This is a genomic window from Nocardiopsis sediminis (genome assembly GCF_042650565.1).
GTDB classification, from domain to species: Bacteria; Actinomycetota; Actinomycetes; order Streptosporangiales; family Streptosporangiaceae; genus Nocardiopsis_B; species Nocardiopsis_B sediminis.
Map to the genome: position 1 here is coordinate 476,149 of NZ_JBHSBH010000003.1, position 17,946 is coordinate 494,094.

Sequence of the window (17,946 nt, forward strand, 5' to 3'; positions counted from 1 at the left end):
GCGGCGCCCCCCCGCCGACGACGACACACCGCCCCCGGGCCCCGGCCACCACGCCGCACCCCCGCTGCACGACCGGCCCGCCGCCGACGCGCCGCCCGACGACCCGGCGCCCGCACACGGCCCCCCGTCGCCGCATCCCCCCGGCGCCCCGCCCGCCGGCGGCCCCGACCCGGGGATGCTGCGGCGGCTCAAGCTCGCGGCGGTGTGCATGCTGCTCACCGCCGCGGCGCTCAGCCTCGACCCCCCGATGATCGTCGGCGACACCAAGATCGACCTGGCCGTCAACCCCTTCGGGTTCCTGGAGCGGGCGCTGCACCTGTGGGACCCCGCCTACTTCGGGCAGGTGCAGAACCAGGCCTACGGCTACTTCTTCCCCAACGGCCCCTTCCACGCGGCGCTCATCGCCCTGGACATGCCCCCGTGGCTGGTACAGCGGGCGTGGATGGCGGTGCTGCTCTGCGCCGCCTTCCTGGGCACCGTCAAGCTCGCCGAGGCCCTGGGGATCGGCACCCTGCACACGCGGATCGTCGCCGGCGCGGCCTACGCCCTCGCGCCCCGCGTGCTCACGCTGATCTCCTACAACTCCGCCGAGCTCCAGCCCATGATGCTGCTGCCGTGGATCCTGCTGCCGCTGGTCCTGGGCGCCCGCCGGGGCCGCAGCCCGCTGCGCATGGCGATGCTCTCGGGGGTGGCGTTCCTCTGCTGCGGCGGCACCAACGCGGCCTCGGAACTCGCGGTCCTCGTCGTCCCGCTCATCTACCTGCTGACCCGCTCCCGCGGCCCGCGCACCCGGCGGCTGCTGCTCTGGTGGCTCACGGCGCTGTTCCTGGTCTCCTTCTGGTGGCTGGCCCCGCTGCTGCTCATGGGCCGCTACGTCTACTCCTTCATGCCCTTCACCGAGGACGCGGCCACCACCACCGGCGTCGCGTCCCTGGCCAACGCACTGCGCGGCGCCTCCAACTGGATGGGCTACCTCCCCGCGCAGGGGCAGGCGGCGCTGCCGTCGGGCGCGGAGCTGTCGACCGAGCCGTGGCTGATCGCGGTCACCGCCCTGGTCGCCGGGATGGGCATGGCCGCCCTCATCGACCGGCGCACCCCCGAGCGCCTCTTCCTCACCGTCTGCCTGCTCACCGGGACCGCGATCATCACCGCCGGCTACACGGGGGCCGACGCCGCGGCCGGCCCGTTCGCCCCGGCCATGCGGGAGATGTTCGACGGCCTCCTCAGCCCGTTCCGCAACATCCACAAGTTCGACGCGCTGATCCGCCTGCCCGTCGTCCTCGGCCTGGCCCACCTGCCGGTCGTGCTCGCCCTGCGCGCGGCCGACCGGCGCGCCGCGGGCCCGCAGCCGCCCCCGCCCGCCCGGTGGCCCGTCCCGCAGCCGCAAACGGTGCATCGGGTCGCCGCCGCAACGGGCGCCCTGGCCTTCCTGGCGACGCTGACCCCGCTGGCCACGGTGGGCATCGCCACGCCCGGCGGCTTCGAGCGCATCCCCGGCTACTGGTACGAGGCCGCCGACTGGCTCGACGCCCGGGCGCGCGACGGCATGACGATGGCGGTCCCGGGCTCGGCGCGCGGCGAGTACGAGTGGGGCCGCCCCATGGACGAGCCGATGCAGCCCCTGCTCGACGCCGCCTGGACCAACCAGCAGATCATCCCCTGGGGGTCGGCCGGGGCGTCGCGGCTGACCCAGGAGGTCGACCAGCGGATCTCCTCCGGGCGCGGGTCGGAGGGGCTGACCGCCACGCTGGCCCGCATGGGCGTCACCCACCTCCTCGTGCGCAACGACCTCCAGCGCAGCGGCAACAACGGCGGCTGGCCGGCGCGCGTGCACCAGGCGCTCGCCGATTCCCCCGGCGTCACCCTCCGGGCCTCCTTCGGCCCCCACGTCGGGTCGCTCGACGTCCAGCGGGCCGCCGACTGGTACGACCAGCCCTACCGGGCGCTGGAGGTCTACGAGGTCGAAGGCGCCGCCCCCACCGTGGGCACCGTCCCGGCCGAGGGCGCCCTGCGGGTGACCGGCGGCCCCGAAGCCCTGCTCGGCCTGGCCGAGCAGGGGATGCTCGATGACGACCGGCCGGTCGTCATCGGCGACGACCCGGGCGCCGACGACATCGCGCCCGAGAACACGGTCACTACCGACACCTCACGGCGGCGCGAGATCGTCTACCCCGACGTGCGCCGCAACGTCAGCAACACCTTCACCGCCGACGAGGAGCCCGAGCGCGGCGCCCCCGCCCCCGACATCATGGACCCCGCCTGGGCGGACTACACCTCCGTGGCCGTGGACGAGGGCATCGCCTCGGTCACCGCGTCCTCCTCCGAGGCCGGGGCGAACGCGGCGGCCGGAACCCGCGACCCCGGCCGGATGCCCTTCGCGGCGCTCGACGCCACCGCCGACACCTCCTGGCGCTCCAGCGGGTTCGCCGGCGCCATCGGCCAGTGGCTGGAGGTGGAGTTCGCCGAGCCGCGCGAGGTCGGCGACCTGGCCATCGCCTTCGAGCAGATCCCCGGGGAGCCGCCGCCCGCGCGGATCAGCATCATCACCGACGACGCCTCCGCCACCGCCGCGGTCGCGGCCACCGGCGAGCCCCAGGAGTTCACCGCCCCCCAGGGCACCACCTCCTCCCTGCGCATCCGCGTGGACGAACTGGCCTGGGAGCCCGAGTACCGGTTCGGCACGCGGGTGGGCATCACCGGCCTCACCCTGCCAGGGCTCGACCCGGCGCGCACCCTGGACGTGCCGGGGGTGCCCGGTGCGCGGACCGTGCTGCTGACGGGGTCGACCGGGTCGGTCCCCGGGTGCATGGAGGGCTCCCAGGTGTGGGTGTGCAACCCCGATCTCGCGGTCCAGGGCGAGGACGCCTACACCTTCGACCGCTCCTTCCGGATGGGCGCCGGCGCCGGGGCCGGCGGGCACGTGATCAGCGGCGAGGCGGTCATCGCCGATCCCGTGGACGCCGAGAACGCCGCCAACCGGGCGACCGGGTACCCGCAGGTGAGTTCGTCGTCGGCCTCGGTGCAGCACCCGGCCGCCATGGGGCGCAACGCCTTCGACGACGACCGCGCCACCGTCTGGTACCCCGACCCCGGCGAAGACGCGCCCTCGCTCGACGTCGACCTGGGCCGGGCCACCGAGATCGACGGCCTGCGGGTGGACTTCCCCCGCGCCGACAGCGTCCTGCGGCCGGTCAAGGTCATCGCCGAGACCGCGGGGACGGTCCGCGAAGGCTGGCTCGACGGCAGCGGCTGGGTGGGGTTCGCGCCCTTCACCACCGACGAGCTCACCCTCACCTTCGAGCGGCCCGAGGACCAGCCGCTGGAGATCAGCGGCATCCGGCTGCCCGGCGTGGACCCGCTGGAGCCCGTCGAGGGCGGCGACGCGACGACGGCCTGCGGGCTGGGGCCCGTGCTGCGGGTCAACGGCGAGCGGGTGGAGACCCGCATCGTCTCGGGCACCCTGGAGGACGTCCTCGCCGGCCGGGCGCTGCGCTATGAGAGCTGCGGAGACACCGGCATCGTGGACGGCGGCAACCGCGTGGCCGTCGAGCCCGGCAACCGCTACCAGGTGCGGTCCGCGCTGGTGGCCGAGGCGGGCGCGGCCGCGCGCGACGAGGTCGAGACCGCGCCCGTGGCCGCGATGTCGGCGTGGGGCGACGGCGAGCGCCGCTTCGACGTGGCGGTGGAGGAGGACTCCTACCTCGTCGTCAACGAGAACTTCAACGACGGCTGGCGGGCCGAGGCCGAGGGGGTCGACGCCCCACTGGAGCCGGTGCGGCTCGACGGCTGGAAGCAGGCGTGGCGGCTCCCGGCCGGAACGGCGGGGACGGTCACCCTCACCTACACCCCGGACGGCCCCTACCACCTGGCGCTGGGGGTGGGCGCGGCACTGGCGCTGGTCGCCGTCGCCGCGGCGGTCCGCCGCCCCCGCGGCGGCGGGACCCCCCGGCGCCGCCTCCGCCGCCGGCTCCCGGCCCGCGCCCCGATGCTGCTCACCGACCGGAGCGGCCGCCCCGCGGGCGCGGGCCGCAACGCCACGGCCAACGGGGACCGGAGCGCCTCCGGATCCCCCACGCCTCCGGACTCCGGGGGCGCGGGAGCCGTGTGGTCGCCCTCCGTCGGCCCGGCCGGGATCCGGCGCCGCCTGCTCGTCCCCCTCGCGCTCGTCTATGGGGTGTGGGTGGCCGGGGCGGTCGGCGCCGCCGCGGCGGTGGCGGCGCTGCTCGTGGCGTGGTGGCTCGGCCGGGCGCCGTCCGAGCGGCTGCGGCACGCCAAACCGCAGCGCCCGGCGTCGGGCGGGCGCCTGCTGCGCCTGCTCACCGGGCCCTTCATCGTCGTCGCCTCGCTCTGCTGCGCCGGGATCTCCCTTGCGGTGGGCACCTACCTGACCCTCTACCTGCCGTTCCACGACATCAGCGAACTGCTCGGCGACCCGCTGCGCGGCGCGGTGGCGCAGCTGTGCTGCCTCCCGGCGCTGGTGCGGCTCGCGATCGCCCTGGGTGAGCCCGCCGCCCCGGCGGAGCCGGCCGAGGGTCCGGACGCCCCGCCGCCCGGCGAAGCCCGCGGCCCCCGGGACGAAGACCGTCCCGCAACGGATGACCGGCACGGCAGCGCACAGGAGGTCAACGCCTGATGCGCGCCCACCACGAAGTCACGGACCCGTCCGGCGGCACCGCGCCAGGGCCGCCCGATGACGCAGTGCCCGGCCCGCCCGCCCCGGGCAGGGCGGGGCGCCGGTCCGCCGGGCGCGAGGCCGCGCAACGGGCCGTGCGCGCCAATGCGGCGCCGCTGCTGTTCGCGGCGGCGGCGTTCGCGATCACGCTGGCGCTGCTGCTGCGCTTCCACGTGGCCGACCGGATCGAGGTGCTGCCCGCGGTCGTCTCCACCGATGTGCGCTTGGCCGACCCCGCAGCCTCCTACCTCGACACCAGCACGTGGGAGACCGTCGAGGACACCGAGGTCGTGCAGCGGACCGAGGTGCACGGCTCGGTCAGCCCGGGCAACCCCGACTGGAGCACCTGGGACGTCACGGTCGACACCGCGGGCGACACCATGATCGGCCACATGGACCGCCGGGTCGTGGTGCACCGCTCCACCGGCACCGCCGTGAACTGCTGCGGCGAGCACGTGGACGGCGACCGCGCGGTCCGCCAGGCCGGCCTGGTCCTGTACTGGCCCGCGGGCGGCAGCCGCGACGCCTACCCGTTCTACGACGCCGACATCCGCGCCGCCCCGCTCATGGAGTTCACCGGCACCGAGCAGGTCGCCGGGCTCGCCACGCGCCGCTACGAGCAGACGGTGGAGCCCACCCAGGTCCCGGAGTCCGCACGGTCGGTCCCGGCCCGCACCCTCGGCCTCGACCGCGCCGGGACCGTCACCGCCACCCGGTGGGTGGCGGTACACCGCACCTACTGGATCGAGCCGGTCAGCGGGCGCCTCGTCAACGCCGAGGAGGAGCGGGTGGAGACCCTGCGCGCCGAGACCGGGACGGGCGAGCGGACGCTCTTGGACGCGTCGCTGGCCATGCCCGACGACCAGGTGAGCGCGTTCGTCGCCGACGCCCGCGCCATCCGCCTCACCTTCCTGTCCGTGCGTACCTGGGCCCCTGCCGCGCTGGGCGCCCTCGGCGCCCTCCTGCTGGCGGCCGGGGCGATGGCGGCCGCGCGGGCCCGTCGCCGGCCCGCACCCACCGGTCCCGGCGACCGGGAGGAGCCCGGGCCGGTCCCCACCCCGGCCACCGGACCGGTGGAGCCGGACCCGCGCCGGTAGCATCTCGCCCATGCCCTTCCCCTCTTCCCCCGCGTCCGGCGCATCGGACGTCACCGGCCGCGAAGAGCTCGCCGCCTTCATCGCCCGGCTCGGTGCGGAGTTCCGGGAGCGGGGTGAGGAATGGGAGAACACGACCCTCGACCGGTACCTCGACTCCCTGGCGGCCTGGCTCAGGAGCGCTCCGGGCTGGTACGCCAATACCGGCCGCGAGCTGCCCGAAGACGCCGACTGGACCCTCTTCGCCCGCGCCCTTGCGGCCGCGACGGTCTACGAGTGACCGGCCGCGTCCGGCGCGCCGGTCAGCGCTTGCGGAGGACCAGGAGGAGGTTCCAGGTGACGATCTCGCGCAGGAGCGGGACGTGGATCACCGGCTTGAGCCAGCGCGGGAGGTAGCGCGGCAGGAGGTCGACCACGTCGACGTCGTCGCGGCTGCGGGCCCAGGCGAGCATCTGCGCCGCCGATACCGCGAACATCGTGCGGCCGAAGTCGTTCTTGGGCCGGCGGCCCGTGCGGCGGGTGAAGCGCTCGGCGGCGTAGCGGCCGCCCAGGTAGTGCCACGGCGAGGTCTCGTGGCCGCCCCACGGTGACAGCCACAGCGTGTAGGAGAGGTAGACCGTCCCCCCGGGGCGGGTCACCCGCACCATCTCCTCGGCCATCCGCGGCGGGTCGGGCACGTGCTCCAGCACGTTGGAGGAGAAGCAGACGTCGACCGACCCCGTGCGCATCGGCATGTCCAGCGCACTGCCGAGGACCGCGGTGTCGGGCAGGTCGCCGCCGCGCAGCCGCAGCTCGGCGGTGTCGGCGTCGACGCACACGCAGCGGGCGCCCGCCGCCCGCAGGGCGTCGGCGAAGTAGCCGGGCCCGCCCCCGATGTCGACCACGACCGCACCGTCGAGGTCGGCGTAGGTGCGCAGCTGGGCGACGGTGTCGCGGGCGAGCGTGCCGTAGAAGTGGTCGGGGTCGGTCTGCTCCTTGCGGAACGCCGAGAACAGCGCGACGGACCGGCGCAGGGTCGCGCGGAACGGGGCCTCGGAGGCGGTGGCCGGGGCGCTCACGGGGCGGCCTGTCCGTCGACGGCGACGTAATGCCGCAGGTGGTCCCAGTGGTCGCCGCCCCAGTAGGGGTCGGAGGCGGCGATGCGCGCCCCCAGCGGGCGCAGCAGGGCGGCGAGGCGGCCGGGCGGCAGCGTGTGCATGCGCATGGGCGCCGGATAGCCGAGCACGGCCCGCTGGGCCACCCGGATCAGCGGCCACGGGGCGAAGCGGAACACCAGGCCCTTGAAGGTGCGCCGCTCGCGCGCGGGCACCCCGATCACCATGGCCCCGCCGGGCCGCACCACCCGTGCGAACTCCGCGAGGTACCCGGCCGCCAAGGGCGGGGGCAGGTGCTGGAGGACGAGGTCGGTGTAGACGAGGTCGAAGGAGTCGTCGGCGAACGCGGCGAGGTCGGGGGCCTCGTTGAGTCGGAACGCCACCCGCCCCCCGCTGCGGTCGAGCCGGCGCGCCTCGGCGAGCATCGGGGCGGAGATGTCCACGCCCGTCACCCGGCCGAAATGCCCGGCGAGCGCGTTGGACAGGCGCCCGGCGCCGCAGCCGAAGTCCAGGGCGTGGTCTCCGGCGGGGCGGATCCCCAGCTCGGCCAGGCGCGCCATGGCGGAGTCGACCTCGGCGGCGCCGGAGGCCAGGAACTCGTCGTCGTCCCAGCCGCCCGTGCGCTTGGCGGGGTCGACGCAGACCGCCCACAGGGGGGCGGCCGAGCCCAGCCGGGTCCAGTCGTCGCGCACTTCGTCGAGGCTCACGGCGCTCCTCCCGGCGGCGCTGGCGACCGGTGTGGACCCGGTTCTCGTTCAGGATGCCCCACTGCCATGGAACTGCGCGGACCATCGCCGAATAATGTGGAACGTGTTGTATTGTGACACCCCCTCATGCGGCGGCGTCAACCGGTCCGCGGCCACGGCTGGGAAGTGAGCGCCATGTCCGATCCCGACGGCGCGCGGCCCGCGCGGGAACCGCTGCCGGCCGACCCCGCACCGGCCGCCACGGCCGGGGAGCCGGTGGAGCCCGATGGCACGGCCCCCGATACGACCGCTGACACGACCGCCGCGCCGGCCGGGGCGCTCGCCGCCGCGGTGTCCCGGGGCGTGCGCGACCCCGTGGTGATGCTGGGGTCCGCGCTCATCCTCGCCTCGCTGGCGGTCAAGGTGGTGGTGCTGCGCTCGGCCTACTTCATCGAGGACGACTTCCTCTTCGTCGCCGACGCAGCGGCCTCCGACCTCACCGTGGAGTACCTGACCGAGCTGCACAAGGGCCACCTGATGCCCGGGGCGAAGCTGCTCGCCTACGTCCAGACCGCCATCGCGCCCTACGACTGGACGCTCACCGCCGGGGTGATGCTGGCCTGCCAGGCCGGGGCGTCGGCCGCGGTCTTCCGCCTGCTGTGGGTGGTGTTCGGCCGCCGCTGGGCGATCCTGGCGCCGCTGGTGGTCTATGTCTTCGCCCCGCTGACGATCCCGGTCCTGGCCTGGTGGTCGGCCGCGCTCAACGCGGTGCCCTTCCAGCTCGCCATCGCCCTGGCGCTGCTGTGGACGGCCCGGTACCTGCGCACCGGCGAGGCGCGCTTCGGCTGGCAGGCGGCGGGCGCGGTCGTGTTCGGGATGGCCTTCTCGGTCAAGGCGATGTTCCTGCCCCCGCTGCTGTTCGTGTTCGCGGCCGCGTTCCTGGTCCGGGGGCGCCTGCCCGGGGTGCTGTGGCGCACGCTCGACCGCGACATGCCCTTCTGGACCGGGATGGCCCTGCTGTCCGTGGGCCACGGGCTGCTCTACCTCTCCCGCCAGGACACCTCCGGCGGCGAGGGCGCCGGGGCGCCGCGCGGCGACACCGCGCTGTCGATGGCCCAGCGGCTGCTCGGCGAGACCTTCCCAGCGGGCGCGGCCGGCGGGCCGGTCGAGTGGGGGCCGGTGACCCCCGCCGGAGGGCTGCTCAACCCATCGGCCGAGGTGGTGGTCGCCGCGTGGTCGGCGATCGGTGTCGCGGTGATCGTCAGCCTGGCGGTGCGGCGCAGGTCGTGGCGGGCGTGGGCGATCCTGGCCGGCCACCTCGTGGTGGTCGACATCGTGCCCACCCTCCTCGCGCGGGGCCGCTACCAGGACGTCATCGGCTACGACCCCCGCTATGTGGCCGATGCGGCGCTGGTCTTCGCCGTCTGCCTGGCCTTCGCCTTCCTCCCGGTGCGCGGTGAGGAGGGGGCGTACCGCCGGGCGTGGCCGCCGGGGGCCGCGCGCACGCGCGCGGCGCGCACCGCCGCCGTTGCGGCGACGACCGCGTTCGCGCTGGTGGGCGGCGCGTCCACCTACACCTTCGCCGACACCCTCAGCGGCGGCCGCGTGCGCTGGTACCTCGACACCGTCCGCGGGTCGCTGAGCGAGGTCCCGCCCGAGGCCGGGGTCTACCCGCGGCCGGTACCTGAGGACATCGTGCTGCCGTGGAACGGCACCCGCCGGCTCAGCTCCCAGGTCCTGAGCCCGCTCGCCGAGGAGGGCGTGGCCGAGCGCATCCGCGATCCCGAGCCGGCCGGATCGGCGCTCGTCTTCAACGACGCCGGGTACCTGGTCCCCGGGGGCCCGGCCGAGAGCAGCGCGTTCTTCGGCCCGGCGGAGGACGAGGAGTGCATCGCCACCGCGGACTTCGGCGGCCAGGCCGTGTGGCCGGTGGAGTCGCTGGGCGGGCCGACGCTCGTTCTCGGGATCGCCTATTCGTCCGAGACGGAGACCGAGCTGCACGCGTTCGTGGGCGACGCGGCGGAGAGCACGCGGCTGCCCGCTGCCCCCGATGGCGGGGTCTGGTACGTGCCGCTCGCCGGGGCCGGGAACCAGCTGATGGTCACCACCGACCCGGAGGCGCTGTGCCTGCGGTGGGTCACCTTCGGCGAGCTGGAGCCCGTGACCGAAGGGGACCCGTGGGCCGAGGAGCCTCAGGAGGGGGACGGATCCGCGGAGGAGGGGCCGGGGGAGGAGGAGCCGGCGGAGGACGGGGAGGACATCCCCAATCCCGTTCCCCGGTAGGCCCGGGCCGGGCCTCAGCCCGCCCGGCGGGAAAGGCGCCTTCCGCGGGCGAGCCGCTGCATCGGCCGCTCGACCCACCGGTGGGTGGCCGTCGCCAGCAGGACGGTGCCGGCGGCCACCGGGACCAGGTCCAGCCAGAACGACCCGGTGAAGATCTCCTGGCCGGTGAAGTCGCGCCACAGGTAGAGGACCACGAACTGCCACAGGAAGATCCCATAGGAGATCCGGCCCAGGAAGCGCGTCACGGGGTGCCCGAGCAGCGCCTCCGGCCCCGGCGCGCGCCGTGGGGACGCCGCCTCCGGTCCGGTCGCGGGGGAGCGGGCCGGCATCAGCGCCACGGGGGCGATGACGAAGAACGCGAACGCCATCGACGTGAGCAGGTTGAACAGGGAGATCCACACGCCGTCGACCCCCACGAACCGCGGCCCCGCCGCCGGGGTCGACGCCAGGAGGTAGGTGATGCCCGCCAGCGTCCAGCTCAGGCCGGGCGCCTGGGAAAGGGTCCGGCACAGCCGCCGCGCCGGGCCGTCGGGGCCGGGCTCGCGCCAGGCCCATTCCGACACCACCGCCAGCGCCATGCCCACCGCGAACATGCCCAGTGTGCGCGGCAGCCAGGCGTGCAGGTAGACGCGCGGCTCCGGGTAGAACTGCGGGATCAGGGCGAGCGCGCCGAGGACGCTCAGCGCCGCCAGGCCGGACAGGAGCAGGCGGGCGCGGGCGCCGGCGTCGTCGCCGCCGCGCGCGGCCAGCCGGGTGAGTACCAGCGCGAACAGCGGCAGCAGGAGGTAGAAGGACACCTCCACGCACAGGCTCCACATCTGGCCCAGGCCGTAGGGGCCGGTGCCGGCCCACCAGGGGTCGCGGTTGTAGGTGAAGGTCAGGGTGAGCACCTCGACCCACGTGCGCACCGAGTCGAGGTGCTCGCGTGACCACAGCAGCAGCGCGGTCACGGCGACGATCCAGTAGGCGGGCAGCACGCGCAGGCCCCGGCGCCACAGGTAGGGGCGGACCGCCGGGCCGGGCGTGCCGTCGAGCGCCGCGCGCGCCCACGGCCGGTAGAGCAGCAGCCCCGAGAGGGCGAAGAACAGCGGCACCCCGAGTTCGCCGCTCGACAGCAGCGCACCGGTCACCCCGGGGGCCAGGGCCGCCCCGGTCTCGATCGCGACGTGGAATACCAGGACCATGAGCGCGGCGATCGCCCGGATACCGTCGAGCCCGTCGATGTGCCCGCGCACCCGGGGCAGGGAAGCCGGATCGGGGGTGCCCTGCTGCGCGGTGAAAGGCGAGGTCACAGGGGGTCTCCCGGGGGTTCGGGCGGGCGGCCCGCGCGGGGAGGACGGGCGGCCGGGAGTGGGGTTCGCGTCATACTAGAACCTGTTATAAAAATTCGGACTCGCCCTGGTGACGTTGGCCGCCGCGGGGAAGTACTCTACCTCAAAATGAACCGAGTTCCAGATCCGGATCCTTCCCCTGGAGGTCTCCTCATGCGCCGTACCGTTGCAGTCGTCTGCATCGCCCTGGGGGTCTTCAGTGTGGTCCTCGCACCCCTGTTGCGATTCTGGATGGCCGCCGCCGTGATGAAAACCCCCATGGACCAGTACAACGAGACCACCAACCGGGGGGAGGACGTCACCTACTTCAGCGCGCAGGACGTCGAGCAGGTCGACGGCGCCACGGTCGAGGCCTACACGACCGTGCGGGCGGACGTCGCCGCCAGCGACGAGGACGTCGTGGTCTGGGACCAGTTCACCTGGGTGAAGGACGTCGACCGGGACTTCGCCATCCTGTCCACCACCCGCCGGGCCGGACACGACCGCGTCAGCGGCGAGGCGGTCGACTGCTGCGACGCCTCCGTTAACGACGAGCCGGTGACGCAGAGCGGGCAGGCGTTCAAGTTCCCGTTCCTCACCGAGCAGCGCGACTACGAGCTGTTCGACGTCCCCACACGCCAGACCCTGCCCATCACCTTCGAGGGCGTGGAGACGGTCGAGGGGATCGAGACCTACCGGTTCGAGCAGGTGGTCGAGCCCACCAAGATCAACGAGCGCACCCTGCCCAGATCGCTGCTGGGGATGGAGGGCGACGGCGACGTCACCGCCGACGAGGTCTTCAGCGTCACCCGCACCTACTGGATCGAGCCCAACACCGGCGCGCCCATCGACCTGATCGAGGACCAGCACCGCGGCGCGTTCGTCGACGGCGAGGAGCGCCTGGTGCTCTTCGACGGCGAGATGCGGTTCACCGACGACACCATCGAGCAGAACATCGAGGGCGTCCAGCAGGGGCTGACCGTGCTGCCGCTGCTGCGCACCACGATCCCCCTCGTGCTGGTGATCACCGGGCCGGTCCTGCTCGCGATCGGCGCGCTGCTGCTGGTCTCCGCCCGGTCGGCGGCCGCACAGCGGCACTGAGGCCGGGCCGGCGCATGGCCCGCCCGTCCGACCCGCCCCCCGGTCCGTTACCTCCGGCCGGTCCGGAGGCGCCGTCACCGCCCGCGGCCCCGCCGTGGACGGTGACGGGGCGGGCCCGCGCCCTGCTGAGGGCCTCCCGGCCCAAGCAGTGGCTGAAGAACCTGCTGGTCTTCGCCGCCCCGGGCGCCGCGGGCCAGCTCGGCGACCCCGACGCGCTGGGCCGCACCGCCGCGGTGTTCGTCGTCTTCTGCATCGCCGCGAGCGGCACCTACCTGCTCAACGACGTGCGCGACGTCGACCGCGACCGGGAACACGAGCGCAAGCGCCACCGGCCGGTGGCCGCGGGCGCGCTGCCGGTCGGGTGGGCGGCCGCGGCGGGCGTGCTCCTGATCGCCGCTGCGCTGGCGGCGGCCATTGCCGCGGGGGGCCGTCCCGTGCTCGCGGTGCTCACCGCGTACCTGGTGCTGACCGGCGCCTACACCGCCGTGCTGAAGTCGGTCACGGTCTGCGACATCATCGCGGTGGCGGGGTGCCACGTGCTGCGCGCACTGGCCGGGGCGGTGGCCATCGGGGTACCGGTGACCAGCTGGTTCCTGATCGTCGTCTCGCTGGCGGCGCTGCTCGTGGTCACCGGCAAGCGCGAGGCCGAACTGCGCGGACCGGCCGGCACCCGCACCCGCGCCACGCTCGCCCGCTACACGGTCAGCTACCTCACGCAGGTGCGGACGATGGTGTCGGGCGCGCTCATCGTCACCTTCTGCCTCTGGGCGCTGGACGGGAGCGGCACGGGCGACCCGCTGCCGTTCCGCGCGGCGAGCATCGTGCCGTTCATCGCCTGCGTGCTCCGCTACCACATGCTGGTCGACCGGGGCATCGGCGAGGAGCCGGAGGAGATCGCCCTGCGCGACCGCGGGCTCCAGCTGGGCGTGCTGTCCCTGCTCATCCTGGTCGGCCTCGGCGCCCACCTCGGGTGAGATCGGCGGGGGAAGGGAACCGGACGGGAAAGGGGGACCGGTGGAGGACCGACCGGCTGAGAAGGGCGGACACCGCCTGCTCACCGGGTGGGGCCGGACGGCACCCACCGCCGCCAGGGTCGTGCGCCCGCGCACCGCCGCGGAAGCGGGCCGCCTGCTGCGCGAGGCGGCCGCGGCCGGCACCGGGGCGGGACGCGGGGCCGACGATGACGGCGGGGTTGGACGCGGGGCCATCGCCCGCGGCCTGGGGCGCTCCTACGGCGACGCCGCCCAGTGCGCGGGGGGCCTGGTGCTCGACTGCACCGGCCTCGCGCCCGGCATCCGGCTCGACCGCGCGGCGGGCACCGTCACTGCGTCGGCGGGCACCGCCCTCTCCGATCTGATGGCCCACCTGCTGCCCCGCGGCCGCTTCGTCCCGGTCACACCGGGGACCCGGCACGTCACGGTCGGGGGCGCGATCGCGGCCGACATCCACGGCAAGAACCACCACGCGGACTCCTCGATCGGCGCACACGTCCGCTCCCTGCGGCTGGTCACCCCCGATGGCACCGAGCACGTCCTCGGCCCCGGCCGCGACCCCGAACTCTTCTGGGCCACCGTGGGCGGCATGGGCCTGACCGGGGTGGTCACCGAGGCCACGCTCGACGTGATCCCGGTCGAGACCGCCGCCGTCCGGGTCGACACCGACCGGACGCCCGACCTCGACGCCGCGCTGGCGCTGATGAGCGCGAGCGACCACCGCTACCGCTACACCGTCTGCTGGATCGACCTCATGGCCCGCGGCGCCGCCACGGGGCGCGGCGCGCTCACCCGCGCCCACCATGCACGCGCCGCCGACCTGCCGCCGCGCCTGCGCCGCGACCCGCTGGCCTATGCGCCCCGGACCCTCGCGACCGCGCCTGCTGCGGTGCCGCCGGGGATGCTCAACAGGTGGAGCGTGCGCGCGTTCAACGCCGCCTACCACGCCCGGGCGCCCCGGCGGGCCCGCGACCGCATCCAGGGGATCGGGTCGTTCTTCCACCCGCTGGACGCCGTGCGCGGCTGGAACCGCCTCTACGGGCCGCGCGGGCTGGTCCAGTACCAGTTCGTGGTCCCCTTCGGCGCGGAGGGCACCCTCAGGCGCATCGTGGAACGCCTGGCGGCAGCGGGCGCGCCGTCGTTCCTCGCCGTACTCAAGCGCTTCGGCGACGGGACCCCCGCGCCGCTGTCCTTCCCCATGCCGGGCTGGACCCTCGCCCTCGACCTCCCGGCCGGGCTCCCGGGGCTGGCCGCACTGCTCCGCTCCTTCGACACCGCCGTCGCCGAAGCGGGCGGCCGCATCTACCTCGCAAAGGACTCCCGCGCCAACGCCACCGACGTCCACGCCATGTACCCCCGCCTCCCCGAATGGCAGGCGACACGCTCCCGCGCCGACCCGGACGGGATCCTCACCTCCGACCTCGCCCGCCGCTTGGAGCTGGTGTAGCCGGGGGCGTCCCGGCTCGCCGCGGCCGTGGAGTGCGGATCGGCCGCCGAGGTCAGCTCACCGGGCCGTCGCCGCATTCCGGGGCCGCCCTCGGGGGGAGTCTGCCCGTTCCGCCGGCCGGGACGGAGACCGTGTGGCCGTTCGCCTCCACCGTGATGGGGGGTAGCGCCGACGGAGGGACGGCGACCCCGACGCCTCCGCTGTGGAGGCGCAGGAGGACGCCGTGGTGGCCCTGGTAGCGCAGGCCCAGGGCGAGGTGGGGGAGCTCCTTCGGCAGTGTCGGTGCAAGGTGCAGGACGCCGTTGTAGGCCCGCAGCCCCCCGTAGCACCGGGTGAGCAGGTCCACGGTGCCCGCCATGGCCCCCAGGTGGACGCCCTCCTCCGTGGTCCCGCCCTGGACGTCCTCGATGTCGGAGTGCAGGGCGTCGCGGAAGAACCCCCACGACGCCGCGCAGTCGGTGCGGGCCAGGACCCAGGCGTGCACGACGGCGCTCAGGGTCGACCCGTGCGAGGTGCGCTCCAGGTAGTACTCGGCCGTCCGGGCGAAGAGGTCCGGCGAGTTCGGATAGCCGAGGTCCTCCAGGATCCCGCTCAGCTCGTCGTCGGAGAGCAGGTAGAACAGCATGAGGACATCGGCCTGCTTGGAGACCCGGTAGCGGTTGCAGGAGTCGTCCTCGGCCTCCAGGATGCGGTCGAGCCGCCGGATGTCGCCGTAGCGGGCGCGGTAGCCCGCCCAGTCCAGCTCCGCCAGCCGCTCGTACCCGGCGAACTGGCTGATCACCCCGTCGTGGAACGGCACCCGCATCTTGCGCGCGATGTCGCCGAAGCGCGCGACCTCGGCGGCGTCCAGCCCCAGCCGCTCCCGCAGCTCCTGGCGGCGCGGGCTGGGCACCAGACGCAGGCTGTCCAGCGCCCGGTTCAGCACCCACACCACCATGATGTTGGTGTAGGCGTTGTCGTCGAGGCCGGGCTCCTCGCGGTCCGGGTAGCCGTCGTGGTACTCGTCGGGCCCCATGACCCCCCGGATCACGAAGCGCCCCGAATCCTCGTCGAAGGTCGCCAGGTCCGCGAACATCCGGGCGATCTCCAGCAGCAGCTCCGCCCCGAACGCGCTGAGGAACGCGATGTCGTCGGTGGCCTGATAGTGCTGCCACACGTTGTAGGCGATGGCGACCCCGACGTGGCGCTGGAGGTGGGAGTTGTCCGGCGTCCAGCGGCCGTCGCGCGGGTTGAGGTGCAGCCGCTGCGCCTCCTCGCGGCCGTCGCTCCCGCTCTGCCACGGGAACAGGGCACCGCGCAGCCCCGCCCGCCGGGCGGCGGCGCGCGCCTGGGGCAGCCGCCGCCAGCGGTACCGCAGCAGCGCCCGCGCGGTCTCCGGGAAGTGCAGGCTCAGGAAGGGCAGGACGAACACCTCGTCCCAGAACACATGGCCGCGGTAGGCCTCGCCGTGCAGCCCGCGGGCGGGGACCCCCGCGTCGAACTCCCCGATGTGCGGCGACAGGGTCTGGATCAGGTGGAAGATGTGCAGGTTCAGGACCCGTTGGTCGTGCTCGTCGCCGATGTCGACGGCGCAGGTGCGCCACAGGTGGATCCACGCGGTCGTGTGCCGGTCCAGCAGGTCCGCGAAGTCACCGGTCCGTTCGAGGGTGGCGCAGGCGGCGGTGAGCGGGTCGCTGATGGCGTTGTCCCGCGAGGTGTGCAGGGCCACCACCTTCTCGACGGTCACCGGCCGGCCCTGGGTGAGCTCGACGTCCAGGTCGCAGGCGATCCACCCGTCCCGCGTGTCCACCGCCGACGCCGCGGGCGCGGGCCCGCTGGTGACCCGGGTCCGGGCCGCCAGCACGATCTCCACGCGCGACGCCGCGGTCTCCGATCGCAGCCAGACGGTGTCGGCGGCGTCGCCCCCCGCCCCCTGGGCGCGCAGGTGCCGGCCTTCGAGCGCGCGGTAGCGCGCCACCCCCGCGTTGGTCACCCGGCCGTCCAGCGCCGAGCGGACGGTGAGGGTGCCGCTCCAGTTCCGCGCCTCGAAGGTGGTCTCGATCGCGGCCACGTGCGGGTCGTCCATCGAGACCAGGCGGCGCTGGTGGACCAGCGTCTCGCGGCCTTCGCCGTCGCACGCCAGGAAGGTGCGGTGCAGGACCCCCTCGTCCATGGCCAGCTCGGTGCGGTGGTCGCGGGCCTGCCCCTCGGCGTCGGTGAACCATTCGCCCTCGCCGGTCCAGAAGGTGAGCGGCAGCCAGTTGGGTGCGTTGACCATGTCCTCGTTCTCGACCGTGTGCCCGGACACGGTCGAGACGGCACGGTCGTAGCAGCCGGCGATGTAGGTGCCGGGGTAGTGGACGCCGTCCGCGGCCGACTCCGCCGTGGCGCCGCGCGTGGCGAAGTACCCGTTGCCGAGGGTGCACAGCGCCTCGCGCATGCCCTCCCGTTCGGGGTCGGTCGCGCCGTAGACGAGCGTCCACGCGCTCATGCCGCCGCGCCCGTCACGGCCAGCTCCGCCAGGTCCGCGACGACGACGTGGGCCCCGCTGTGGTACAGGCCTGCCGAGAGGTGCCCGCGGTCCACGCCGACGACCAGCCCGAACCCGCCGCGCCGCCCCGCCTCGACCCCCGCGAGGGCGTCCTCCACCACCGCCGTGCGCTCCGGTGGGACGTCCAAGCGCCGCGCCGCCTCGAGGAACAGCGCGGGGTCGGGCTTGCCGGGCAGGCCGATGCGGCGCGCGTCGTTGCCGTCCACCCGGACGTCGAACTCCTCCTCCAGCCCTGCGGCGTGCAGCAGCGCGGCGCAGTTGCGGCTGGCGGAGACCACGGCCACCCGGGCGCCCGCCGCGCGCAGCCGGCGCGGCAGCGCCAGAGCAGCGGGGAAGCGGGCGACGCCGAACTCGCGGATGTGCTCCAGGAACAGGCGGTCCTTGCGCTCACCGAGCGAGGCGACGGTCGCCTCCCCGAGGTCCGGCCCGCCGTCCGCGGCGCCGCCCTCGGGCAGGGTGATCCCGCGGGAGCGGAGGAAGGTCCGCACGCCGTCGAGCCGTTCCCGGCCGTCGACGTAGGCCAGGTAGTCATCGGGCAGCCGGAAGGGCCGGGCGTCATCACCGGTCGCCTTCGCGCGCTCCCGCAGGAACTCGTCGAACGCCCGTTTCCACGCGGAGGCGTGGACCGCCGCGGTGTCGGTCAGCACCCCGTCCATGTCGAACGCCACCGCCGACACCGTGTCGAGCCCGATTACCGCATCCGTGGGCGTGTCCACGGCCATCACCACCTTCCCCGA

Annotated in this window: 12 protein-coding genes; 7 read left to right on the forward strand and 5 right to left on the reverse strand. The window is 74.7% G+C overall.

Translation table 11 applies throughout. The features are described 5' to 3' along the window. Positions 1-175 precede the first annotated feature (175 nt). Genes ACFOVU_RS03490 through ACFOVU_RS03500 form a run of 3 tightly spaced genes read left to right on the forward strand, consistent with a single transcriptional unit; the run spans position 176 to position 6,046 of the window. On the forward strand, positions 176-4,633 hold the full coding sequence (locus ACFOVU_RS03490) for an alpha-(1->3)-arabinofuranosyltransferase (protein WP_378529967.1): 4,458 nt from the start codon (positions 176-178) through the stop codon (positions 4,631-4,633). After that, positions 4,633-5,769 carry a DUF3068 domain-containing protein gene (locus ACFOVU_RS03495; RefSeq protein ID WP_378529801.1) on the forward strand — a complete coding sequence of 379 codons (1,137 nt, stop codon included), beginning with the start codon at positions 4,633-4,635 and terminating at the stop codon, positions 5,767-5,769. The genes ACFOVU_RS03490 and ACFOVU_RS03495 overlap by 1 nt, the downstream gene beginning before the upstream one ends. A gap of 10 nt (positions 5,770-5,779) precedes the next feature. Further along, positions 5,780-6,046, forward strand: a complete 267-nt coding sequence (locus ACFOVU_RS03500; protein WP_378529802.1) for a DUF7660 family protein — start codon at positions 5,780-5,782, stop codon at positions 6,044-6,046. Positions 6,047-6,068: 22 nt separating this feature from the next. Here ACFOVU_RS03500 and ACFOVU_RS03505 read toward each other — a convergent pair whose 3' ends face one another. Further along, positions 6,069-6,824 carry a class I SAM-dependent methyltransferase gene (locus tag ACFOVU_RS03505; RefSeq protein WP_378529803.1) on the reverse strand — a complete coding sequence of 252 codons (756 nt, stop codon included), beginning with the start codon at positions 6,822-6,824 and terminating at the stop codon, positions 6,069-6,071. After that, entirely contained in the window at positions 6,821-7,567 is a 747-nt protein-coding gene (locus ACFOVU_RS03510; RefSeq protein WP_378529804.1) for a class I SAM-dependent methyltransferase, read from the reverse strand. Before ACFOVU_RS03510 ends, ACFOVU_RS03505 begins: the two co-directional genes overlap by 4 nt. Before the next feature lie 174 nt (positions 7,568-7,741). Between ACFOVU_RS03510 and ACFOVU_RS03515 the strand changes: the two genes are divergently transcribed. After that, the gene (locus ACFOVU_RS03515; RefSeq protein WP_378529805.1) at positions 7,742-9,829 is read left to right on the forward strand and encodes a hypothetical protein; all 2,088 of its coding nucleotides are present in this window, start codon (positions 7,742-7,744) and stop codon (positions 9,827-9,829) included. Between the two features lie 14 nt (positions 9,830-9,843). On the opposite strand, the gene ACFOVU_RS03520 is transcribed toward ACFOVU_RS03515, so the two are convergent. After that, entirely contained in the window at positions 9,844-11,121 is a 1,278-nt protein-coding gene (locus ACFOVU_RS03520) for an acyltransferase family protein (RefSeq protein WP_378529806.1), read from the reverse strand. Between the two features lie 192 nt (positions 11,122-11,313). Here ACFOVU_RS03520 and ACFOVU_RS03525 point away from each other — a divergent pair, with 192 nt between their 5' ends. Genes ACFOVU_RS03525 through ACFOVU_RS03535 form a run of 3 tightly spaced genes read left to right on the forward strand, consistent with a single transcriptional unit; the run spans position 11,314 to position 14,679 of the window. Then, positions 11,314-12,240: a DUF3068 domain-containing protein gene (locus tag ACFOVU_RS03525; protein WP_378529807.1), complete on the forward strand. Its 927-nt coding sequence runs from the start codon at positions 11,314-11,316 to the stop codon at positions 12,238-12,240. 14 nt (positions 12,241-12,254) lie between these two features. Further along, a complete protein-coding gene (locus ACFOVU_RS03530; RefSeq protein WP_378529808.1) occupies positions 12,255-13,214 on the forward strand; it encodes a decaprenyl-phosphate phosphoribosyltransferase in 960 nt (319 codons plus the stop codon). A 40-nt stretch (positions 13,215-13,254) separates the two neighbouring features. Then, positions 13,255-14,679, forward strand: coding sequence for an FAD-binding protein (locus tag ACFOVU_RS03535; RefSeq protein WP_378529809.1), 1,425 nt, complete (start codon positions 13,255-13,257; stop codon positions 14,677-14,679). Positions 14,680-14,731: 52 nt separating this feature from the next. Here ACFOVU_RS03535 and ACFOVU_RS03540 read toward each other — a convergent pair whose 3' ends face one another. Both ACFOVU_RS03540 and ACFOVU_RS03545 read right to left on the reverse strand, forming a co-directional pair. Further along, positions 14,732-17,149, reverse strand: coding sequence for a glycoside hydrolase family 65 protein (locus tag ACFOVU_RS03540; protein ID WP_378529810.1), 2,418 nt, complete (start codon positions 17,147-17,149; stop codon positions 14,732-14,734). Further along, entirely contained in the window at positions 17,146-17,931 is a 786-nt protein-coding gene (locus ACFOVU_RS03545) for an HAD family hydrolase (RefSeq protein ID WP_378529811.1), read from the reverse strand. The genes ACFOVU_RS03540 and ACFOVU_RS03545 overlap by 4 nt, the downstream gene beginning before the upstream one ends. Between the last annotated feature and the right edge of the window lie 15 nt (positions 17,932-17,946).